Here is a 6,229-nt window from a genome sequence, read left to right on the forward strand (position 1 = left end):
TGGGCGCTTCGCTGGAAGTAGAAGCAGGCCAAATCGTTCAGGGTTATCGCAACACCTTTACCGCCATCCCCGAAGCCGTTCAGTTTCGCCCTGCACGACGCCATCTCAAACCGCCGATCCACAGCACCCAAACCGCCAAGGTCACCGGGCCGCAAGGCGAAGAAATCCACTGCGATAAGTTTGGCCGAGTGAAGGTCAAGTTTCACTGGGACCGCCGAGATCTGGAAGACGAAACTACCAGTTGCTGGGTACGGGTGGCGTCCAGCTGGGCGGGCGCTAACTACGGTGCCTTAACTTTGCCCCGGGTGGGCATGGAAGTATTGGTCTCGTACCTGGAAGGCGATCCGGATAAGCCCATTGTCATGGGGTGTTTGCCCAACAGTCTAAATCCTGTTCCTTACGAACTGCCGGCGAACAAGACCAAAAGCGTATTTCGTAGCCGTAGTTCAAAGGCGAGCCAAGGCTTTAACGAAGTCTCTTTTGAAGATCGCAATGGCGCCGAGTTGGTCTACCTGCGTGCCCAGCGTGACATGGAGCAGTTGGTACAGAACGACAGTCGTCTTGAAGTGCGTGGTGAACGAAAAGAGACCATCAAGGGTAATAGCATCGCTGTTTTACAGGGTGAAAAAAGCTGCAGCGTTTCTGGTGATCGGAAAGTGCACGTGTCGGCGGGCGACCACCTGCAAGTCGCAGGTTCCAGTCATACCCGTGTTACCCAAGGCATGCATGTAGAGGCCGGGCAAGAAGTACACCTGATGGCAGGCGTCAATCTGGTCATCAATGCCGGTGTCACGCTGACGTTGAAAGCCGGCGGTCAGCATCTGTTGATTAGCCCGGCGGGGATTTTCTGTAGCGTGCCGATTGTGCTGGGGGGCGCGCCATTGCCGAGAATGCCTGCTGCACCACTGGCGCCGACGGGTGTGGATGGGCTGGCAGTTGGGACGCTTTCCCCGGTTGTTCAGCCTGATCCGGTTGTTCAGCAGAGGCTATTAAGTGACGACGCCATCGTTGCACTTTGCCAAAAACCTGAAGGCGGTACGCCCATGGACTGCCCGTTAAAGGTTTGCCCATGCCGCTCAGCAATGGATCCAGGAGCACGCTCATGACTACCTGGATGCTGCTGGAATACAGCGACGATCTGTTGGTGAAGCTTTTTAGCCACATTGATCTTCCCGACTTTGTACGGCTATTTGACTTGACTGAGCTGGCAACCTACTCCGCATTCAGCCCATTGCTGGTGAAGGATGACGCCGACGGCAAGCTCTCACGCTTGATGCGTCAGGCACCTGCTGACTGGCCTGGATTGATGATTGATAGCGAGCATACGAGCCATGCGTTGCTCAATCATCTGCGCCACATCCTCATCGTGCGCCTCAACCAGAACGTTAAAGGCATGCTGCGCTATTGGAATCCCGATATCGCCAGACACTTTTTTCCAGCCTGCACCGAGGCAAACCTCATCGACTGGCTGGGCCCTGTCAGCCGCTTGCAATGGCACTCCACTAGCACTCCTGAGCGGCAAATCCTGGACAACCCATGCGCGAGCACTTGGCTCGAAGCCGCTACGTCGTTGTTGGCACTCAGTGCCGAACAGCAGCAATCCATCAATCTAAAAATCCAATCCCCTGCATCAAGCGGACAGGAGTCCTGACATGACGCTACCCGAATTGAGTGCAGTGCCGTGCTGCGAAATCAACAAGCTGATTGTGCAGGTCACCGGCAACACCCATCCAGACACCCAGCGGCTGGCGTTTTATGAACATGACAGCTTGAAACGACTGGATGACCTGACCGCAAACGACCGCCCTGAGACGCTAAAAAGTAATTTCTTCGTAGCCAGCACGCTCCATGTGTGGCGCTGGTCCGACACCTTCAAGCATCGCCTTTGGATAGAAATCGCCAGCGTAGAAGGTCCACCAATCCGCGTGCCGCTTCCTGAGGTGTCGATCACGACTCGGGAGTTTGACTGCCAGTGGAATCAGATCGTCCCTGCCGTACCCTTCGTCGCGCTGCCCGGTGTTAATAACAGCCACGACAAAGGCACTCCAGTGATGTGCCGCACGGGCTATATCTATGTATTCCTCGACGGTCAGGTATGGCGGGAATTGGAAGTGCGTGTCGAGGGTGAGCGAACGACTTACCACGACGTCGACTTCAACCAATACCGAATGGGCAACGTGATCGAGCCGAGGCTACGCCTGGCGACCGGACAAGCATTGCAAGACATCTGGCTGCCTTCGAATTGGAACAACAAGCAAATATCGCCGCAGCTGTGTTTTAGCGAAGTGCAACTCACTGCTCCGCGCCTGCGTCGGCTGGAACAGGATTCGGCGTTGCGTACACAACGCTGTCAGAGCCCAGATCTGCGCAGTTCGCGGGACAAGTTTAAAAAGCTTTTCCGCGAAAAGACCGACGGCACAACGATGGTGCAGGCATTTAGCGAAGTCGATACTGCAACGCCAGACAACCAATCAGCCATTACCGCAGCGCTACGTTTTAGCCGAACACTTGACCGGCATGCGTTCCCCATCAGTCTCGTCGCACCGCAAAAAGCACGCCAGCCGGGTTATGAATGGCTGCTGGACCAGCCGGCGCGATTTATCTGCGACCTCAGCGGGCAGTTTCCCGTCACCGCTTTGAGCCAAGCGCACAAGCATGTGATCCGTTGCGAAAAAGGCGAAGTCGCCTATCAACCTGCCAACGTAGAAACCGGAGCCTGGGCTTATTGGCAAAATCAACTATGCAGCCCGGAAAGCCAGAAGGCCGACGAGTTCTGGCAGGCACAACCGGCAGCGTCCGACGTGCTGCTCGGCGTACGGAAGCGTGAGCTACATGGCGTATTGCTTCACGACTCCCATTATCGGCTGCGCCACTTGCAGACGCGAATTTACGACCAACAGCAGTTGCTGGGGCTATGTGCGGCCCGTGCTACCCATCACGCCCATCACGCCAGCGCCTTGCTGGTGCAACAGCTGATTGTGCCCAGTACCATCGGCGGTCAGAAAAACCCTCTGCATAAAAGCCTCAAAAAACTTGAGCAGCAAGGCAGGCTCGATCTCAACCGCTTTACTGCCAGCGGCGAGCGTACACAACTCTGGCGCACACTGAGCACCAGTCAACTGCTACTAAGCACCGAATTACAGCAACCGGTGACTGAGCAGACCTTCGCTGATCATTTGAGCCTCGACGGTTTCGACTACGTCGGTGCGATGCATTTTGTAAGTCGATTATTCGTCAGCCTTGCCACCACTCCCGCACAAATGGACCCACTCGCGGTGACTGGCGAAGTCTCTGATGCGCTCACCGGCGAAACCGCGCAAAGCCCCAAGGTCAGTGCCGGGCAAAAGCTAATCGACCAGATCGCCAATGATGAAAGCCATGCACTGCATCGAATGCTGTGGCCACCACTTGAATCCCAGGATTTGGAAGCACCTTACGTTCAGCCGACTGTCAGGGAAATCAACGACGGTAATGGGCTGTTTCGACCCAATGAACTGCTGATTGCCATCAGTTGCGACACGGTGGACCCCACGCAGCTCAATACCCTAGACGCCCATTTACTCGCCGGGCTGGTTGAAAATGGCGACTTCAACAATACCCTAACGGGTACGTTTAAAGCGGTAGCGGCGGCGCTGGGAAATTTCTTCGAGAACTTGCAAGGCTCCGTTGAAGTGGCAGAACGAGCGGTACAAGCAGCACGGAATATTCAGGTAACGATTAAAACCCCCGCTCCAGCAATGAACCTGAAACAGCAAAAGCTAGCCATGGCGCAACTGCGCAGTCTATTGCCGGGTGGCTTTGGCGCGGCACAACGCATGACGTATCAAGAGGCCAGAAACAAGAATCTCTATATCTTTGGTTTGAGCGACCTGCCGGAATTACCGCCGCGCCTGCGCAGGTCTGGCCGCGATTATCGATATGCCTCAGGGCATTCGATGCTGGAACCCCAAAACCTGCGCAGCGGGGGCGATCTACACCCGCATACCATCGTGATTGCTATGCCCCGTGAGCATCGAATTGCACAGTTGATTAGTGCGGTGAACCAGAGGGTTAATACGGCTTGGCAGCAAAACATGGCCGAGGAGGAAAAGGTCAGGGGAAGTGCTATTCAAGATGCGGTTAACAATCGTACTGCGTTAAAGAGCGAGTGGATGTACAAGGCGCTGAACTCCACACCGTTTGCGGCGATGGTGGGGATGTTGGAGATGTGGAATTTGAGGAATGAGTTGTATTCATTTCAGCAATCTAATCGGGAGAAAGGATCTTACAGAGCAGCTGCAGGGGTAATTGGGGCGGGTGCTGATTTGATAATAGCGATAGAGGCCCTAACCATCAAAATAGCTGGCAGCCAGCCAATTTTTGCCGCAGCCCGCAAAACATTATTCGTCATTCCTGAAGCGTTTAGCACTCTAGTGCTGGGAGCAAAGCTAGCCAAACGTCTTGTCGATAATATAACCGCCAGTCTACTCGGTAGAGTTGCAGCAGGGTCAATCTTCCTCGGCCTCAACCTGTATGACGCTTGGCACTCCTATCAATGGGGCGACGATGCAATGTGGGGCCATGTGCTAATGGCCGCTGGTGGCTTGACCAGCGTCGCCAGCACGATGATGGTCGGCGGGGCCACACTCTTAGGCTTGGGCCCATTGGGCTGGATTAGTCTGATATTGATCAGCATCGGCCTGGGCTTGGTTTACTGGCTAAGCTCTAATCCCATCGAAGACTGGTTGAGCGCAGGCCCCTTCGGCCCGAACAATGCCCGGGCGCCCCATCTGCAAGCACCGGAGCAAGCGTTTTACTACCTGATCGGCCTGATTGCCGACATTCGTATCACCGTTGAACGCAACCCGGAGTACAGCTTCCCGGCCTACAGCGAACACTATAATCCGATACCCAAGCGTGTGCGTGAAGCGGATACGCGCATCCGAATCGAGAGCAACTTGCCCGGCCTGCTGACCGGCCTAGGCGACCTCAGCACCAAAGCATCGTGTGCGCTGAAGATGGTTCGCCGGTACCATGACAATTTAAATGGGCAGACTAACGAGGAAACCAGGCTATACCCCGAAACAGAACTCAATGCTTACCGGCGAAAAAACAATGGATTGGAAATTTTCATTGCGACGCCGTGGGAGAGGTACGTTGAAACAACCCGCTCTAACGACGAAGTGGCGGTTCACGCTGTATGGCAAGTCCGTGCTCAACTGACGTTGAATGATGGCACCTCATCCTGGGTATTTCCCGCTCCAAAGCCTAAAGACCCAACTCCGTTCAGTACGGCCCACGCCACACCCGACTTCAAGGAAGTGGATCAACTGTTCTGGGCGGATGAAACTACCCATAAAGCGCGGGGCGATAAATGAATTCGTTCAACTCGCCTTACTACGCTACGACTGCGTACCGAGCAGATTGCATCCCCAAGCAACAACCATCGACCGAGCAGTCTAGGATAAAGCGCCTTGCCAAAACTCGGTTGCCATGGGGGACGGCGCAGGACGTCGCGCCTGATGACTTTCTGCTTCGGCGTAAACCCAGTAGTTTGCGATTTCAACAGGACATGATCACAGAGCGGGAAGAAAAGCAAAGGCTAGGCACCTATATTGCCGCCCCATATGAGCACGTAGATTTTCATGACAGACATGATCATGAGCGTTTCAGATTTTCTTTGTGGTCAAAACGGTCGCAATTTTGGATTTATTTACATCTTTTCGGAAAGTGGGGATTCATTATCGCAGTACCCGTTTATCTATTGACCATTCTCGCGGGCGCTACCAAATCGAGGCAACCTTATTTAGAGGCGTTACTTTCTTTATTCGAATCCTCAGCCCATGCACTTCTACTGCCGCAACTTGTCTGCTGGGCACTCGCCGCGCTAGTAATACGCTACCTGCCCCACCTATGGGTCAAACCCTCCCGAGGCCCAATCTGGGAGATCAACCGACGCACCGGCCTGGTAACGCTCTTCGATTACGACAACAACGGCGAATACAAAAAGAACGGCACTATCGGCGAACTCACCGCGCCGTTTTACGAATTCGATGCCTACATTTCTACGACACCAGATCGCCAAGGCCTGCCGCTGAACGTGTTGTATATCGCCCATCGCTACCGCGACGTCGTCATCAGCTTCCGGTCATTGTTAGCACCTGGCGAAGGGCAGTTATGCTGCGCGCTATGGGACTTCATCCAAAACTACATGGACACCAGCCGCCCGCTGCCAGACTTGCCGCGCTAC

4 protein-coding genes are annotated in these 6,229 nt (G+C 54.6%); all 4 read left to right on the plus strand.

Annotated elements, in window-relative coordinates; all coding sequences use genetic code 11:
• Window positions 1-1,106: type VI secretion system Vgr family protein (tssI, locus tag JWR17_RS00695; protein WP_299827313.1), on the plus strand; the 1,106-nt coding region annotated here is incomplete at its 5' end.
• Window positions 1,103-1,651, plus strand: a complete 549-nt coding sequence (locus JWR17_RS00700; RefSeq protein WP_299827315.1) for a DUF4123 domain-containing protein — start codon at window positions 1,103-1,105, stop codon at window positions 1,649-1,651. The genes tssI and JWR17_RS00700, both read left to right, overlap by 4 nt.
• 1 nt (window position 1,652) lies before the next feature.
• Complete coding sequence (locus JWR17_RS00705; RefSeq protein ID WP_299827317.1) at window positions 1,653-5,357, plus strand: hypothetical protein; 3,705 nt, start codon at window positions 1,653-1,655, stop codon at window positions 5,355-5,357.
• Window positions 5,354-6,229: hypothetical protein (locus tag JWR17_RS00710; protein WP_299827319.1), on the plus strand; the 876-nt coding region annotated here is incomplete at its 3' end. The genes JWR17_RS00705 and JWR17_RS00710, both read left to right, overlap by 4 nt.

Source organism: Pseudomonas sp. (assembly GCF_028293835.1).
GTDB lineage: Bacteria > Pseudomonadota > Gammaproteobacteria > Pseudomonadales > Pseudomonadaceae > Aquipseudomonas.

Coding starts and splice junctions, on each gene's coding strand:
- JWR17_RS00700 (WP_299827315.1), top strand. CDS start 1,103: ATGACTACCTGGATGCTGCTGGAATACAGCGACGATCTGTTGGTGAAG.
- JWR17_RS00705 (WP_299827317.1), top strand. CDS start 1,653: ATGACGCTACCCGAATTGAGTGCAGTGCCGTGCTGCGAAATCAACAAG.